The following is a 16,358-nucleotide window of genomic DNA, read 5'->3' on the forward strand; positions in this document are numbered from 1 at the left end:
CCACCTACTTATGAGAAATAATATACTTGGAGGCTTAATTGTTTTTTTGGCCGTAGTGACGTGTTTAATTTTATTAGACGATATTACATCTTCAAAAGACCAGCAACAAATAACTACAGAATTTAGCCAGGATAACGCACATACAAAGGACTTAGCTTCTGTTGAAGCTGAGGAGAAGTGATTCTAATTTAGCTTTTACAGAAGCTACATCTAATTCTTGCAGTGTCATTAACTCAGGAATCGTTCCGTGCTCCACAAATTCATCATTTATTCCTAAGATTGAAATAGATTGGGGGTAATTGTTATTGTTTGCAAACGCTATTATAGAACTTCCTAAACCTCCTATAATCGTACCATCTTCAATGGTAACAATCTGCTCATAATTTTTAAAAATATGATGAAGCAGATTTTCATCTATAGGTTTAAGAAAGCGCATATCAAAATGGCCAATAGCATTCGTATATTTAGATTCTCCAATAGCCTCACTTATTGTATTTGCAATAGGTCCAATAGAAATAACAGCAAGTTTTTCACCTTTTTTAAGGCATTCACCTTTCCCGATTTCAATAGTACTAAAGGATTTTTTCCATTCAGTAATATGCCCTCGACCTCTTGGGTACCTTACGGCTAGAGGAAAATCTATACCTAATTGAGCTGTATACATAATATTGCGCAGTTCTGTGACATTTCTAGGTGAAAAAATAACAAGATTTGGGATGCAATTAAGAAAAGCTAAATCAAACACGCCATGGTGTGTTGCACCATCCTGGCCTACCAATCCTGCTCTGTCTAAGCAAAATATAACCGGTAAATTCTGCAAAGCAACATCGTGTATAACCTGATCGTAAGCGCGTTGCAAAAAGGTGGAGTAGATATTGCAAAATGGAATGAGCCCTTGAGTGGCCATTCCTGCCGCCAGTGTTACCGCATGTTGCTCAGCGATTCCAACATCAAAGGCTCGCTCCGGAAATTTGGCCATCATATACTTTAAAGAACTTCCAGTGGGCATTGCTGGTGTAATACCAATAATTTTATGGTTACTATCAGCTAATTCCACAATAGTATGTCCGAAGACATCCTGATACTTTGGAGGTAAGATTTCTCCAGACTTAGGTGTTAATTCTCCTGTTTTAGCATCAAATTTACCTGGCGCATGGTAAACCACTTGATTTTCTTCAGCTGATTTTAGCCCTTTTCCTTTTGTGGTAATGACATGAAGAAACTTTGGTCCATCAATAGTTTTTAGACGCTCCAACTCTGTAATTAGAGCATTGAGGTCGTGCCCATCTATAGGTCCAGAATATGCGAAATTTAAAGCTTCGAAAATATTCTCTCTTTTTTGGGTGCCTTTTTTAACATTAGTCAAATATTCTTTAAGAGCACCGACACTTGGATCAATTCCAATAGCGTTGTCATTGAGAATAACTAATAGATTGGTATCGGTAACACCAGCATGATTCAAAGCTTCAAATGCCATACCACTAGCTATGGAGGCATCTCCAATAACTGCTATGTGCTGTTTGTTTTCACCTTTTATTTTTGACGCAATCGCCATACCTAACGCTGCAGAAATTGAGGTTGAGGAATGCCCCACACCAAAAGTATCATAAATACTTTCTGCTCGTTTAGGAAATCCACTCAAACCGTTAAGTTGGCGATTGGTATCAAATTGATGTTTGCGTCCCGTCAAGATTTTATGTCCATAGGCTTGGTGGCCAACATCCCAAACCAATAAATCATTAGGTGTATTAAAAACATAGTGAATTGCGATAGTCAATTCTACAACACCCAAACTAGCACCAAGATGCCCTTCCTTTACTGCCACAATTGAAATAATAAATTCCCTTAACTCTTGGGCAATCTGACTAAGCTGGGTATAGCTAAAACTCCTTAAATCCTCTGGAGAATCGATGTTATCTAGTAAATCTTGTTTCACTTGGCAAAAATACGGGATCTCCTTAACACTATGTTTCAATCTATACCCAAGTACTTATAATTTTATCATAAAATGAAAGTTTGAGAAATATTCATTCATATCATTTAACAAATTGATGTTTATGTGTTAAAAATTTGAGTGATTTTAAATATTTAGTGGTATTCCTTATTTTTGAAAAAAATTGCTTACATCGCTAAGATGTATCATTCACTCTAACCATTATCTGCTATGACAAAAACATTACGTTTTTTTGCTGTAACTCTTTGTGCACTTTTCGCATTAAGTATTACAGCTCAGACCCCATTACAAGAGTCTCAATATGGAGATTTAATTATTACTTTTTTAGATACGAACAAGGAAAAGTACAATCTGGAAGAAAGTGACTACTCTGACCTAGTTCTTTTAAATGAAACCTATTCTAGAAGTACTGATATCAATCACTACTACGTTAATCAATCTTACCAGAATATTAGAATATTCAATGCAATCTCTAGCATCGCTATTAAAGAAGCTAAGGTATTTTATTTTGCTAATCGTTTTATTGGAAATGTCAATGATAAGGTAAATGCTATTACTCCAGTTATTTCACCTGAAGCTGCCATTCAAAAGGTTGCAAATCAATTTGAGCTTGGACAGATTAATGCTCTTGAGCAGCTCAATGTAAACGGTAAACGTTTTACGTTTAATTCAGCCGGAATTTCCTCCGAGGATATTCCTGTAGAATTGGTGTTGCTTCCTAAGGAAAATACACTTCAGTTAGCTTGGGACATACTCATTTTTAAAACGGATAATTCTAATTGGTGGAGTGTAAGGGTAGATGCCTTGAGTGGCGATGTTCTGGAGTCTAACGATTTAATTCTAAGTTGTAATTTTGACCATAAAGTATCGGAAGATAACCATGACCACGCAACGGATTTCAAGCTAGATTTATTCAAACAAGAATATACATCAATGCCTGCCATGGTTGATGGTTCTAGATATAATGTTTTCCCCCTTCCGGTAGAAAGTCCAAATCATGGTTCTAGACAAATTGTTTCTAGTCCTTCTGACCCTGTGGCCTCGCCTTTTGGATGGCATGACACAGATGGTATATTAGGTCCCGAGCATACAATAACAAGGGGTAATAATGTCTTGGCAAAAGAAGATGTAGATGGAGGAAATGAGCAGGGTGGTGTTGGATATTCACCAGACGGTAGTCAAGCATTGGTTTTTGACTTTCCTCTGGACTTCAGTCTTTCTCCATTTGATTACCAAGATGCTGCTATTACAAATTTGTTCTACATGAATAATATGATGCACGATGTATGGTATAAGCATGGTTTCGATGAGCAGTCTGGAAATTTTCAAGAGTCTAACTATATCACAGGGCAAGGTATAGGGAATGATTTTGTTTTTGCAGATGCACAAGATGGAAGCGGATTTAATAATGCTAATTTTGGTACGCCACCAGATGGTTCTAATCCTAGAATGCAGATGTTTTTATGGACGCCACCAGGAGGAGGAAATTCAGGCGATAGGCTGGATGTATTAAATGGACCATTATCTGGAAATTATGAAGCAGTCGGCGCCACTTTTGGAGCAGATTTACCAACTGATACAGCAATAACAGGACAATTGGGTCTAGCACTAGATTCAACAGCGGATTTTTACGACGCATGCCAAAATTTAATAAGTCCGTTTTTAATCAATGGTAAAATTGCTGTCATTCGCAGAGGTGGATGTCAATTTGGTACTAAGGTTCTTGCCGCTGAAAATGCTGGAGCTATTGCGGCAATTGTTGTAAATAATTCGCCAGATGCACTAATTCCAATGGGTCCCGGAAATGATGGAGGTTCGGTTACTATTCCTTCGGTTATGGTTACTCAAGCGTTTGGGGAGCAGTTGATTTCTGCTTTAGAAAATAGCCAAACTATAAATATATCCTTACAAGGGCCTGATTTAGTCGGTTTTGTAGATGGTGATTTTGACAATGTTATTGTAGCACACGAATATGGTCATGGAATTTCTAATAGATTAGCAGGAGGTCCACAAGCCGCAAATTGTCTATTTAATGATGAGCAGATGGGAGAAGGATGGTCTGATTGGTTTGGTTTAGTTATAACTATGACTGAAAATGATTTACCCGAAACAGGAAGAGGAGTTGGTACATTTGCATTGAGTCAACCTACAACTGGCGGAGGTATACGGCCAGCAAGATATAGTACAGATTTTGCCGTTAATCCTGCCACCTATGATGATTCTAATTTCCTCGCACAACCTCACGGTATTGGCTTCGTATGGGCAACAGTACTTTGGGACTTAACATGGGCTTATATCGATAAGTATGGTTTTGATTCAGATTTGTATAATGGTTCTGGGGGTAATAATCGTATTATGCAACTGGTAATTGATGGATTGAAATTGCAACCATGTCAGCCTGGATTTATTGATGGAAGAGATGCTTTGTTGGCAGCTGATATGGCCACTACGGGAGGTGAGAACCAATGCATTATTTGGGAAGTGTTTGCGGCGCGTGGTTTAGGATTTAACGCACAACAAGGATCTTCATTAAACAGGGGAGACCAAGTTGAAGACTTTACTTTACCTCCTACTGATGACCCTTCATTAGCAAATTGCTCTAGCTTAAATGTTGATGAGTTTGCACAGCAAAACGTAAGTGTTTATCCTAATCCAACTCAAACAGAATTGTTTATTGAGGCTAAAGAAAACTTAGGAGATGTTACCATAACACTTATAGATATAAATGGACGTCTGGTTTACAAAGGAAGTGACAGTTTATTTAATCCTATTTCTATTAATACCTCAGACCTAAAAGCTGGACTGTATATTTTAACTATAACTGGAGATAATTTCAGCTATAACGAGAAAATTATAAAGAACTAATTATCTTTAGTCTCGTATGATAACACCCTACGATGACAACTACTTTATGAAAAAGGCCCTTCAGGAAGCTGAAGCGGCCTTTGATAAAGGCGAAATTCCGGTTGGGGCAATAATAGTTGTTGAAAACAGAATTATTGCTAGGAGCCATAACCTTACTGAACTTTTAAATGATGTAACGGCCCACGCAGAAATGCAAGCTATTACGGCTGCCTCAAATTTTTTAGGAGGTAAATATCTTCATAATTGTATTCTGTATGTTACTTTAGAACCTTGCCAAATGTGCGCTGGTGCACTGTATTGGAGTCAAATCTCAAAGATTGTATATGGAGCTTCGGACGAGACTAGAGGATTTAAATCTATGGGAACTCAATTACATCCTAAAACCAAAGTCATTGAAGGTGTAATGGCAAATGAAGCTTCAGACCTTTTAAAACGTTTTTTTATACAAAAACGGAATTTAAACTGATGCAAAAAAAAACGCCCAGCTAAAAGCTGAGCGTTGAAACTGTAATAAAGTATATCTTAAAGAATGCTTACATTGGCAGCAACCATTCCTTTGCGTCCTTCTTCTTCCGTGTACTCGACATTATCGCCTTCGCGTAATTCTAAACCATTAAGGTTTGATACGTGTACGAAGATGTCTTTTCCTGTTTCTTCGTTTGTAATGAATCCAAATCCTTTTGAATCATTGAAAAATTTAACTGTTCCAGTCATTGTAAAAAAAATAATAAATTAAAGTGCAAATGTAGGATAATTATAACAGTCTTTTGTTAACAAATTGTATTTTTTTAATGTGGTTTTAATTAAAACTCTTTGGCTTTAACCAAAGAAAGCTTAGTCCATTTTAAATCTGTGGTACTTTTGTTTTGTGAATTTATAGCTTCTTCTCTTTTTGTGTTTTCCGCATTTTATCGAGATTTTCTTGGGTAAGCATATAGTCCTTAAAGTCCTTATCCTTCCAACGGTAATACGAAAAAAGAGGAAATACAACTAAAAAAAGGCCCACAACACCAAAACCAATGAGTTTTTGAGAATAAGACACATCTAAAATAAAACCACAAGTAATGCTTGCTAGGGAGGTTAAAAGAGCAATAGCTGTTATTGATTTAATCAATTTCATGAGGTAAAATTAATCAATTCGCGCCTGTATGCAGTCAATAATTTTGATTTAGAGACAAAGCCGTAATATTTATTGTCTTTAATAACCGGAAGATTCCATGCACCAGAATCATGAAATTTTTTCATAACCATTTCCATGGAATCATTATTGTATTGAATGTATTCAGGAGGTTTATGCATAAAGGTTTCAACAGTAGTTGAGCTATATAAGGATTGGTCAAACATCACTGTTCTTATATCATCTAAATATATAATTCCCACAAAATTACCAGTATCGTCAGTTACAGGAAAAAGGTTCCGATTAGACTTAGCCACACCTTTAAGTAGCATATTACCCAATGTCATTTCAGGGTGTAATTCTATAAAGTCTTTCTCAATAACCGTATCTAGATTCATTAAAGTTAAAACACTTTTGTCTTTATTTTGGGTTAACAAGGCGCCTTTCTCTAAGAGTTCCTTGGTGTAAATAGTGTGGTCTAACGTGTTTTTATTGATAATAAAAGACATGGAAGCTGTAATCATTAGCGGAACAAACAATTCATACCCTCCAGAGATTTCGGCAATTAAAAAAATAGCCGTTAAGGGCGCATGGAGCACCCCTGAAATTAGCCCAGCCATACCGATTAATGTAAAATTTGCTTCAGAAACCGAAAAACCCAAACCACTGTTATTAATAATCTTTGCCACTACATTTCCCAAGGCGCTTCCCATAACTAAAGTTGGAATTATAATTCCTCCTGTACCACCAGCGGCAAAGGTTGTGGTCATTGCAATAGCCTTAAAAATAGTAATACCAATAAGTAATGCAATTACAACCCATATATTGTCTAAGTAGGGATCAAAAGGTGTGCTACCCAAAGCTTTAATATCATTTCCTAACAATAAATCATTAATAAAACCAAATCCTTCACCATAAAGAGGAGGAATGAAATAGAGCATAGCACCAATGGCTAATCCTCCAATAATTAGTTTTTGACGCGCAGATTTTAGTTTGTTAAAAATTGATGTTATAGAAAAATAGATTTTTGAAAAGTAGATTGAAGCTATACCAGTTCCTATGCCTAAAACAATGTAGAAAAGGGTGTCTTTAATCACAAATTTTTCAGAAACATTAAAATCAAATAACACACTATCTCCAAGAAAAAAATAAGACGTAATTACAGACGAAACCGATGCAATTAAAAGGGGCAATAAAGAAGCAAAGGTTAAATCTAGACTAAATACCTCAATGGCAAATATTATGGCGGCAATAGGAGATTTGAAGATAGAGGCAATGGCGCCAGCGGAGGCACAACCAATTAAAAGACTTCTTGTTTTTCTATCTGTATGAAGTAATCCTCCAAGAGTAGAACTCACAGCTGAAGAAGACGCAATAGCAGGACCTAATAACCCTACTGAACCTCCGAAGCCAACAGTTAAAGGTGCTGTAACAATTGGAAAATACATGTTGTGCCTATTAATAATTCCGTTGCGTTTAGATAAAGCATAGAGTATTGAGGGAATAGCGTGTCCGCTAGGTCTTTTTGCAATGTACTGAACAAAAAGATAAACTAAAAAGAGGCCAACAATAGGTAGAATAAAGTAAATGCTATTTTGTGAAAGAACGATTCCTTTTTCAAGAATGGCCTCTATCCCAAACGTAATGTTTTTAATGAAAACAGATATTAAACCAGCTAATAGGCCAATGACCAAGCTTAGTAAAAACACAAAGTTCTTTTCTGAGATATGTCGATATCTCCAAATAAGTATGCGCTTAAATAAGTTTGATTTTGACATAACCTAAAACTAACAAAAAATCCTGCCATAAGACAGGATTTAATTATTATGATTCTAAATCTAATTTGAGATGTAATTCTTTCAATTGTTCCTTGTCAATAACGGCAGGAGCATCAATCATAACATCACGACCAGAATTGTTTTTAGGGAAGGCGATAAAATCTCGTATGGTCTCTTGTCCACCCAAAATAGAAACAAGTCTATCTAATCCAAATGCAATACCACCATGAGGTGGTGCGCCATATTCAAAAGCATCCATTAAGAATCCAAACTGCGCTCTTGCCTCTTCATCAGTAAACCCTAGATGTCTTAGCATTATAGCTTGTGTTGCTTTATCATGAATTCTAATAGATCCCCCACCGATTTCATTGCCATTTAAAACTAAATCGTAGGCATTAGCCTTAACATTACCTGGATTTGAATCTAACAATGCTAGTTGGCCAGGTTTTGGTGAGGTAAATGGATGGTGCATCGCATGATAGCGTTCGGTTTCTTCGTCCCATTCTAATAATGGAAAATCTATAACCCAGAGCGGAGCAAATTCATTTGGTTTTCTCAGACCTAAACGTTCTGCCAGTTCCATTCGTAAAGCGCTAAGTTGGGCTCGTACTTTATTGGTATCACCTGATAAAACGCAGATAAGGTCGCCTGGTTTGGCACCAGTAACTTCAGCCCATTTGGCCAAATCTTCTTGGCTGTAAAATTTATCAACCGAAGATTTAAAGCTGCCATCCTCATTATAACGACAATAAACCATGCCTAAAGCACCTATCTGTGGGCGTTTGACCCAATCAATAAGTTTGTCAATTTCCTTTCGAGTGTAACTATTTGCGCCAGGAACGGCTATACCAACAACAAGTTCAGCAGAATTAAATACATTAAAGTCCTTGTGCTGCGCCACCTCATTGAGCTCGCCAAATTGCATTCCAAATCTTATATCTGGTTTATCATTACCGTATAAGCGCATAGCGTCATCAAAGGTCATCCTTGGAAACTTGTTTACCTCAATACCGTGAGTTTCTTTTATGAGATGTTTTGTCAATCCTTCAAATGTATTGAGGATATCTTCTTGTTCTACAAAAGCCATTTCACAATCAATTTGAGTGAATTCGGGCTGGCGGTCAGCTCTTAAATCTTCGTCTCTAAAGCATTTTACAATTTGAAAATATTTATCCATGCCACCTACCATAAGCAGTTGCTTAAAGGTTTGTGGTGATTGTGGTAAGGCATAAAATTGACCTTCATTCATTCGTGATGGGACTACGAAATCTCTAGCGCCTTCAGGAGTAGATTTAATTAAATAAGGTGTTTCTACCTCAATAAAGCCCTCTTCCGATAAATAATTACGAACAGCTTGAGCAACCTTGTGTCTAAAAATCAAGCTGTCCTTAACAGGATTTCGTCTAATATCGATATATCGAAATTTCATGCGAAGGTCATCGCCACCATCGGTATCATCTTCAATAGTAAAAGGTGGTACAAGTGAAGCGTTTAAAAGGGTAAGTTCTTTAACCAAAACTTCGACTCCACCAGTTGGGATATTTGGGTTTTTAGAAGCACGTTCTACAACAGTTCCTTTTACTTGAATTACGAATTCTCTACCTAATTTTCGTGCCTTATCCATCAATTCCTTAACGGAGCGCTCCTCATCAAAATACAACTGTGTTATCCCGTAACGATCCCGTAGGTCTACATAAATCATAAAACCCTTATCTCTAACACCTTGAACCCAGCCTGAAAGTGTCACCTCCGTATTTATATGCGTGGCTCTAAGTTCACCACAAGTATGACTTCTATACATTTCATTTAATTAAGGCTGCAAATTTAAGCAACTTAGCCTATTAACACTAAAAAAGCCTTGACAATTGTCAAGGCTTTTCGCTATTAATCAACTTTGGTGTTTAGAACAAAAGTGGGTTCATTTGAGATTTTTGGGTCGGAAGTTTTAACTGTTTCGCTTGTTTCCGAGAACTGACGTTTTGACCACATTTTAAATTTAGTGATTAAGAAAAACAAAATTGGTACTACAATAAGCGTTAAAAAGGTTGCCACAAAAAGACCGTAGATTACGGTCCATGCTAGTGGTCCCCAGAAAATCACGTTATCACCTCCGACATAAATATTGGCATCAAAATCACTGAAAAAAGTAAAGAAATTGATGTTTAATCCAATAGCAAGAGGTATTAAACCTAGAATGGTCGTGATTGCCGTAAGTAATACAGGTCTTAAACGTGCTTTACCAGCCTTAACAACACATTCAAATAAATCTTTTACGGGTAGGTACTCGTTATCATCTAGATTTAGAGCATCTTTTCTTCTGTCTATAAGCAATTGGGCATAGTCCAAAAGAACAACACCATTATTTACTACAATACCGGCCAATGAAATAATTCCCATCATGGTCATCATAATAACAAAAGAAGATCCCGTAATTACAATACCTCCAAATACGCCTATTAAACTCAAGAATATCGCTATCATAATAATAGCTGGCTTTGATACTGAGTTAAATTGGAAAATAAGAATGAAGAAAATTAAACCTAGACCTTTGAAGAATGCACCCATTAAAAAGGATTGTTGCTTATTCTGTTCTTCAATCTGCCCAGTGTAATCTATCTTAATACTATTAGGAAAGTCTGTAAAGGCTTTCATCTCGGTTTTAATTTGGTCAACGACCGCTGCCGCATCTACAAAACCTGGCGCCAAAGCTGAATACACGGTGACTACCCGTTTAGTATCTCGGTGTTTTATGGCACTAAATCCGGAGCTATTACTTTGTTTAGCGAGAGCTGAAACCGGAATTGCCTTTACCTGACCCGAAGCCATATCTCTAAATGTGATATTCTGATTAAATAAGGCACTTTTGTTATATCGAATATCTTCACCAAAACGAACGTAAATATCATAGTCATCACCATCTTCTTTATAGATCCCAGCTTTAGAACCAAATAGTGCATTTCTGAGTTGCATTCCAACTTGTCCAACACTAACCCCAAGTTCACCTGCTTTTTCGCGATCTACTTCCACACTCATAGAAGGCTTATCTTTGTTAACATCTATTTTAAGTTCGTCAACACCAGGCACATTCCGAGTGTTGATGAAGCGACGCATTTGTTCGGCTGTAGCAATCAATTCATCATAATTGTCCCCTTGTAGCTCAATGTTTATTGGAGCTCCGGCAGGTGGCCCAGCGATATCTTTTTCTACTGAAATCAATACGCCAGGGTAAACCCCTGTTAAGGCTTCCTGCACTTTTTGACGTAACAATTCACTGTCTTGACCTCGACGGTATTTATATTGTCGCATGGTCGCCGTAATTTTACCTCGATGAGGCATTTCGGCCTGAGAACCGCCATCAGTTTGCGGATTTCCGGCTCCTTCACCAACCTGTGAAACTGCAGCTTCCACCATGTAATTATAACCATTATCCAGATACGTATCTTCATTTAAAATTTGATAGACACGCTGTTCTATTTCTTTAGTTATTGAATTTGTTTTATCAATATCGGTTCCTTCAGGATATTCGATATAAACAATGATTTGATTGGGCTTGTTATCGGGGAAAAACTCCACCTGTGTGCGTTGAGAAGCTATGGAAGCACCAAAACCTCCGAAGGCAACAAATAAAAGAATAAAGGTGCCTACGGCTATACTAACTGGTTTCCATCCACTTAATGCACTACGGAGCGTATTTTCATAAGCACTCTCAAGCCATGTTAATATTTTTCTTTGGAAATAATTTGCGGCGCCTCTTAAAAATAAACGATAAACCCAAAGCATTAGGGCTGTAAAAAGCATAACACCACCAAGACCGCGATAAGGTCCGCCGATAACAAGTATGAGTAAACCTAAACCACCAACAATTGCAGAAATTGAAATGATACGTTTTAAAGGCATTTCTTTATCCTCAATGGTCATAAACTGTGACACCAGAACTGAATTGAAGAAAATAGCAACAAATAATGAAGATCCTAGGACTACAGAGAGGGTCACAGGGAAGTAAATCATAAATTGACCAAATAAGCCTGGCCACAAGCCTAGAGGAACAAAAGCGGCAACTGTTGTAACAGTAGATATGATAATAGGAAAAGCAATCTCGCCGATACCTTTTTTAGCGGCCTCAATGCGTGAAAGCCCTTCTTCATCCATTAAGCGATAGACATTTTCTACAACTACAATTCCATTATCTACGAGCATACCAAGTCCCATAATAAGACCAAAAAGTATCATTGTATTTAGAGTGTAACCTAAGGCGCTTAAAATCATCAAAGACATAAACATAGACATAGGAATGGCAAACCCAACAAAAAGCGCATTTTTAAACCCTAGGAAGAACATTAAAACGGTTACTACCAATATAATTCCGAAGATGATATTATTGACTAAATCGTCAACTTGCCCAATGGTTTTGTCTGATAAGTCGTTGGTGATGGTAACTTCTAAATTTTTTGGAAAATAATTTTCTTGCGCCTCTTTTACAATAGTTTTTATTCGCTCTGCCGCTGCTACCATGTTCTTTCCTGAACGCTTCTTAACATCTAGCATTACTACCTTTTTACCGTCTTTTCTGGCGTAAGTCGTTTTGTCTTTTTCTTTAAATGTTACCGTTGCTAAATCTCGTAAATAGATAGGTTGATTATTTTCTGATTTTACGACAAAGTTGTAAAGGTCTCTTGGTTCTTCAATTTCACCTAAAACTCTTATAGTTCTGCGTTGTCCGCTTGCAATGAGGTTACCAGCAGAAGTAGTAACATTACCGCGATTTATGGCATTGATTATATCATCGAAGCTAACTTGCATAGCTGTCATTTTATAGACGTCTACTGCAACTTCAACTTCTTTTTCTTGAGCACCTCTAATATCTGCTTGTTTAATTTCTAATAAATCTTCAATATCATCTTGAAGATATTCTGCATAATCTTTTAACTTCTGGATAGGGTAATCTCCAGTAAGATTAATGTTTAGTATCGGGAGCTCCTCAGACATGCTCAGATCAAATACGTTTGGATCTACTTTAGCACCATTAAACGTTGGCCAATCTTCACCTGCTGTTTCAGTATCTATTTCATCCTTAACCAATTGTTTCGCCACCTCTACATCCATATCATCATCAAACTCAACGATAATTATGGAGTAGTCTTCTTGAGATGTTGAAGTAATCTCGACGACGTTAGTTACGGTTTTAAGTTTGTCTTCTAAGGGGTCAGTTATTAGTTTTTCTATGTCTTCCGCGGTATTCCCTGGATAGACAGAGCTAATGTATATTTTGGTTTCTTTTATTTCAGGAAAATCCTCACGAGGCATGCTAAAATAAGCTGTTATTCCTAAGATAAGGATAAACGCCATTAACACATACATTGTGGTTTTATTGGTAATCGCCCAAGAGGACAATTTAAATTCCTTATCTATGTTTTTCTTTTTTTTGGCCATGGGTAGTTAGATTTTTTGTGGTCTTATGATTGACGATCTATCTTAACGCGTTGTCCATTTTTAACGCTTCTTGCACCTTCTTTTATTAACTGCATATTTGGTTGAAGCCCAGAAATAACCTCAATGATATCGCCTTGGGTTTTTCCTGTTTTAATATCTATCCGTTCTACAGTTCCCATATTATTACTAATATCTTTTAGTGCAAAAACATATTGAGAACCTCCCGCATCTTCTGAAATAATATTTTGGGGTATGAGTATAGCGTTTTCATTGGTGTAATCATTAATCCTTAAGCGTGCTGTAAGATTTGGCTTTATATTACTGTCTTTTTCGGTTACAGGGACTTCTATAGTGTAAGTTCTATTAGACGGATTGATATAGTCACTCGCTTGGCGAATAGTTGAGGACATCGTTTTTCCTAAAAACGGAAATTCAATATCAACAGTTTTACCTTTGGTAACATCTGCCACATAGCGCTCTGGCACATCTGTTTCTATATACATATTATTTAGATTGACCAGGCGCATCAAAGACAGTCCTGCAGCAACGAGGTTGCCTTGTTCAATAAAAATTTCGTCAATTGTTCCTGAGATTGGAGCTGTTACCTTGGTTTTTGCAAGTTGCTGATTCATTTGGCTTATAGCTTCAGACTGCGCTTCATAATTAGATTTAGCTTGTAAATATTGTATCTCACTTCCTATATTTTGCTCCCACAAGCGCTTTTGACGCTCAAAAGTTGTTTTGGCTAGGTCGCGTTGTATTTTCATTTGAGCTATTTGTTGAGATAAACCACCGTCGTCAATCTTTGCTAATACCTGACCTTTAGATACTTTTTGACCTTCTTTTACGAAAACCTGGGTCAACTGACCATTGAATTCTGAACTAATAGTGACAACACTTTTTGTGGTTACATTTCCTTGTAATTCTATAAAATGGTAAAATGGTTCAGCTTCAGAGATTACAGTTGTAATTAGCGGTAACTTGCTGTTCTCGTCAAGTAAGGCAATGCGATCATTTAATTGTTTTAATTGTGCTGAGATTTCTTGTTGTGCTGCGTAAAGCTCGTCTTTTTTTGCCTTGATGGAGTCTAGATCTTTGGAGTTAAGAACTTTTTCTACACTAATTTTTGAGGCATCGATAGTTTCTTTTCCGCCGCAAGAAATAAGAGCTAAACTTGTTAGTACTAATAAGATATATTGGAATTTCATTTCATTAATTTTTTTAGTGGATAGATGGCTTATTAATTTGGGCGGTTTAATACCGTTTCAAGTTGTGTTTTATTAGTGATAACATTTAACATGGACTGTAAGTACTCCGACTGCGCATTATATAATTGGGTTTGTGCTTGTCTCAGTTCAAAACTAGAACCAATACCCTCAAAGAATTTTGTTTCATTTTTCTTTTCAATACGCTCGGCCAGTTTTAAATTCTGTTTTTTAATGTCATAATCTTCAATGGAAAACTGGTAATCGCTTTTAGCACGTGCTATTTCTAGTCTAATTTGTTGCTCTAGCTCTGTTAGACTCTCTTCAGCAATTTCTAATTCAATTTTGGCGCGCTGGGTTTTTGCCGTTCTGCCGAGGGAACTAAAAATGGGGATATTTAGATTAATACCAAAAGCAGAAAACCCAGACCAGTTTTGGTCCGAGTCTAAAAAAGTAAACTCATTACTAAAACCTAAATAACCACCATTAATAAAACCTGTTAATTGCGGTAAAGCTTTACTTTTTTCTAATTTTACCAACAACTCTTTGGAGGTTTTATCGTTTTCTGCAATCATGTAATCTATATTATCTTCTACATTTTCTTCGGCATTTAAAAGTTCTAGCGATATATTGGTTTCCGCGAGGTTTTCTAAAGAATCAGTTAGTACAGTATTGGTGTTTACATCTATGCCTAAAGTTATATTGAACATTTGATACGCGATGGTTTTAAGGCGTGTGGCATTTTTTAACAGACTTTCAATACCAGATAAAGTGATTTGCAATTGCTCAACACTTTCTTCTTCTTCAAGTCCGTTTTCGTAAATCTTTGTAGTCTCATCTAGGTTCTTTCTAAGAACATCTCTGTTTTTGACAAGAATGGCTTCACTTTCAATAGCCAATAAAACATTGCCATAGGCATTGATTACGTTTTGTCTTACTTGAAGTTCTGTTTTTTCTTTCGCATTTTTTGAAATTTCTAAAAAAACCTTAACAGATTGAAGACCTACAATATAAGAACCATCGAATATCAACTGATTTAAAGTTGCCGAGGCACTTACATTTTGTTTGGTTCCGAATATGACCTCTTCAAAGTCTCCGGGATTACCACCGAAGAATTCGGCAGGGACTACAGATACTTGTTGTTCTAAAAAGTTTTGATAATTAATGTTTCCGTCTATTTGAGGTAAACCCGTAGCTATGGTCTCCCATTTTTGTTCTTCTGCAGCCGCAACATCTCTTGAAGCATTTTTTACATTTCTGTTATTTTCTAAGGCATAAGTGATAGCCTCTTCAAGACTAAAGCTTTGTATCGCCTCTTGTGCTTGGCCAAAACCACCAACAAAAATGACCAGAAGGATTGAGATTATTTTTTTCATTTATTAGTATGATTTGTTGATGAAATTATTAAGTATGGCCATTCCTTTGTCAGTTACAATGGCTCTTAAATGGTATTCTAAGTAGCTCTCCATAAGATATTCCATCTGAAATTGCTGTGGAGGGAAAAACATATTGTCTTTTATGCCTGTCATACCTGTAAAGTACATGCGTGAAATAAAATCAACGTCAATGGAGTCTCTAAAAACACCTGTTTCAACACCGTCCTTTAAGCTCTCCTCTACCGATGAATGCATTTTTTCGAACTGTTTCATTTTAAGTTGGGTATAAATCTGAGGATAGTATTTTTTAAGCTGATGTTGGGGCGATGCCTTTTCGTTTTTTAAATGATGCATCACAAATAGCTTAATAGAGTACAGCTCTTCAATTGGGTTGGGTGCATTATCACAAATATCGTCAATGCCATTACAGATAGTATCGAAGAGGTGAAAGGTTACGGCCTCAACCAGTTTAGTTTTGTTTGGAAAGTGTACATATATAGTTTTTTTTGATATGCCCATAGTATTGGCAATGTCATCCATGGTAACGCTCTTAAACCCAAGATTTAGAAACAGTTCCGCTGAGGTATGTATGATTTTGTTTTTCATTAGAGCGAACAAAACTACGCACGGAAA

General features: G+C 36.7%; 12 protein-coding genes. 3 read left to right on the plus strand and 9 right to left on the minus strand.

Annotated features, from left to right (window positions below):
• Positions 1 to 10 precede the first annotated feature (10 nt).
• On the plus strand, positions 11 to 181 hold the full coding sequence (locus J4050_RS01850) for a hypothetical protein (RefSeq protein WP_208152232.1): 171 nt from the start codon (positions 11 to 13) through the stop codon (positions 179 to 181).
• Here the strand turns inward: J4050_RS01850 and J4050_RS01855 are convergent.
• Positions 152 to 1,936, minus strand: a complete 1,785-nt coding sequence (locus J4050_RS01855; RefSeq protein WP_208152233.1) for a 1-deoxy-D-xylulose-5-phosphate synthase — start codon at positions 1,934 to 1,936, stop codon at positions 152 to 154. The two genes, J4050_RS01850 and J4050_RS01855, sit on opposite strands and share 30 nt — an antisense overlap.
• Positions 1,937 to 2,164: 228 nt before the next feature.
• Here J4050_RS01855 and J4050_RS01860 point away from each other — a divergent pair, with 228 nt between their 5' ends.
• Both J4050_RS01860 and J4050_RS01865 read left to right on the plus strand, forming a co-directional pair.
• On the plus strand, positions 2,165 to 4,819 hold the full coding sequence (locus tag J4050_RS01860; RefSeq protein WP_208152234.1) for a T9SS-dependent M36 family metallopeptidase: 2,655 nt from the start codon (positions 2,165 to 2,167) through the stop codon (positions 4,817 to 4,819).
• Between the two features lie 16 nt (positions 4,820 to 4,835).
• The gene (locus tag J4050_RS01865) at positions 4,836 to 5,285 is read left to right on the plus strand and encodes a nucleoside deaminase (protein WP_208152235.1); all 450 of its coding nucleotides are present in this window, start codon (positions 4,836 to 4,838) and stop codon (positions 5,283 to 5,285) included.
• Positions 5,286 to 5,341: 56 nt separating this feature from the next.
• On the opposite strand, the gene J4050_RS01870 is transcribed toward J4050_RS01865, so the two are convergent.
• The 8 genes from J4050_RS01870 to J4050_RS01905 form a co-directional block, all read right to left on the minus strand.
• Positions 5,342 to 5,533 carry a cold-shock protein gene (locus tag J4050_RS01870; protein ID WP_073085124.1) on the minus strand — a complete coding sequence of 64 codons (192 nt, stop codon included), beginning with the start codon at positions 5,531 to 5,533 and terminating at the stop codon, positions 5,342 to 5,344.
• A 160-nt stretch (positions 5,534 to 5,693) separates the two neighbouring features.
• Positions 5,694 to 5,939, minus strand: a complete 246-nt coding sequence (locus J4050_RS01875) for a hypothetical protein (RefSeq protein ID WP_208152236.1) — start codon at positions 5,937 to 5,939, stop codon at positions 5,694 to 5,696.
• Entirely contained in the window at positions 5,936 to 7,714 is a 1,779-nt protein-coding gene (locus J4050_RS01880; protein ID WP_208152237.1) for a chloride channel protein, read from the minus strand. The genes J4050_RS01875 and J4050_RS01880 overlap by 4 nt, the downstream gene beginning before the upstream one ends.
• Positions 7,715 to 7,760: 46 nt before the next feature.
• Positions 7,761 to 9,515 carry an aspartate--tRNA ligase gene (gene aspS, locus J4050_RS01885; RefSeq protein ID WP_208152238.1) on the minus strand — a complete coding sequence of 585 codons (1,755 nt, stop codon included), beginning with the start codon at positions 9,513 to 9,515 and terminating at the stop codon, positions 7,761 to 7,763.
• Positions 9,516 to 9,598: 83 nt separating this feature from the next.
• Positions 9,599 to 13,144, minus strand: coding sequence for an efflux RND transporter permease subunit (locus J4050_RS01890; RefSeq protein ID WP_208152239.1), 3,546 nt, complete (start codon positions 13,142 to 13,144; stop codon positions 9,599 to 9,601).
• Positions 13,145 to 13,167: 23 nt separating this feature from the next.
• Positions 13,168 to 14,352, minus strand: coding sequence for an efflux RND transporter periplasmic adaptor subunit (locus J4050_RS01895; protein ID WP_208152240.1), 1,185 nt, complete (start codon positions 14,350 to 14,352; stop codon positions 13,168 to 13,170).
• A 32-nt stretch (positions 14,353 to 14,384) separates the two neighbouring features.
• Entirely contained in the window at positions 14,385 to 15,725 is a 1,341-nt protein-coding gene (locus J4050_RS01900; RefSeq protein ID WP_208152241.1) for a TolC family protein, read from the minus strand.
• Positions 15,726 to 15,728: 3 nt separating this feature from the next.
• The gene (locus J4050_RS01905) at positions 15,729 to 16,331 is read right to left on the minus strand and encodes a TetR/AcrR family transcriptional regulator (RefSeq protein ID WP_208152242.1); all 603 of its coding nucleotides are present in this window, start codon (positions 16,329 to 16,331) and stop codon (positions 15,729 to 15,731) included.
• Positions 16,332 to 16,358: the final 27 nt, after the last annotated feature.

Source organism: Winogradskyella pelagia, assembly GCF_017581965.1.
In the GTDB taxonomy this organism is placed as follows: Bacteria; Bacteroidota; Bacteroidia; order Flavobacteriales; family Flavobacteriaceae; genus Winogradskyella; species Winogradskyella pelagia.

Bases quoted from the DNA above. Each gene is read 5' to 3' on its own strand.
- J4050_RS01850 (WP_208152232.1), top strand. From the start codon at position 11: ATGAGAAATAATATACTTGGAGGCTTAATTGTTTTTTTGGCCGTAGTG.
- J4050_RS01860 (WP_208152234.1), top strand. From the start codon at position 2,165: ATGACAAAAACATTACGTTTTTTTGCTGTAACTCTTTGTGCACTTTTC.
- J4050_RS01865 (WP_208152235.1), top strand. From the start codon at position 4,836: ATGATAACACCCTACGATGACAACTACTTTATGAAAAAGGCCCTTCAG.
- J4050_RS01870 (WP_073085124.1), bottom strand. From the start codon at position 5,533: ATGACTGGAACAGTTAAATTTTTCAATGATTCAAAAGGATTTGGATTC.
- J4050_RS01875 (WP_208152236.1), bottom strand. From the start codon at position 5,939: ATGAAATTGATTAAATCAATAACAGCTATTGCTCTTTTAACCTCCCTA.
- J4050_RS01880 (WP_208152237.1), bottom strand. From the start codon at position 7,714: ATGTCAAAATCAAACTTATTTAAGCGCATACTTATTTGGAGATATCGA.
- aspS (WP_208152238.1), bottom strand. From the start codon at position 9,515: ATGTATAGAAGTCATACTTGTGGTGAACTTAGAGCCACGCATATAAAT.
- J4050_RS01890 (WP_208152239.1), bottom strand. From the start codon at position 13,144: ATGGCCAAAAAAAAGAAAAACATAGATAAGGAATTTAAATTGTCCTCT.
- J4050_RS01895 (WP_208152240.1), bottom strand. From the start codon at position 14,352: ATGAAATTCCAATATATCTTATTAGTACTAACAAGTTTAGCTCTTATT.
- J4050_RS01900 (WP_208152241.1), bottom strand. From the start codon at position 15,725: ATGAAAAAAATAATCTCAATCCTTCTGGTCATTTTTGTTGGTGGTTTT.
- J4050_RS01905 (WP_208152242.1), bottom strand. From the start codon at position 16,331: ATGAAAAACAAAATCATACATACCTCAGCGGAACTGTTTCTAAATCTT.